Here is a 242-nt window from a genome sequence, read left to right as displayed (position 1 = left end):
CTGGTCCGGACTGGCCGCATGGCTGCGAAAGATCTGACGCCCATGCCAGTGCCGACGACACCTGTTCCCAATCCAGTGATAGCGTTGGTAAATTCCAGCCCCGACATCTTGTCGCCGTTTGTTAGAAGATCACTTGCAGTGGCAGCAATCATCGGAACGCCGATGATTGCTGCGGTGCCCTCCAATCCATGGGCGGCAACATTCATGGCACGTCCGCTGTTGAGATAGGATCGGGCACTGGC

1 protein-coding gene is annotated in these 242 nt (G+C 57.4%); it reads right to left on the bottom strand.

Annotated features, from left to right (window positions below):
- On the bottom strand, positions 1 to 206 hold a 206-nt coding region (locus SB822_RS60225; protein ID WP_410859529.1), incomplete at its 3' end, for a hypothetical protein.
- Positions 207 to 242 lie beyond the last annotated feature (36 nt).

The sequence above is a fragment of the Paraburkholderia sp. SIMBA_054 genome, assembly GCF_046534875.1.
Lineage (GTDB): Bacteria > Pseudomonadota > Gammaproteobacteria > Burkholderiales > Burkholderiaceae > Paraburkholderia > Paraburkholderia hospita.
Note: the sequence above shows the minus strand (reverse complement) of the source record. Positions and strands in the feature narration are given on the sequence as shown.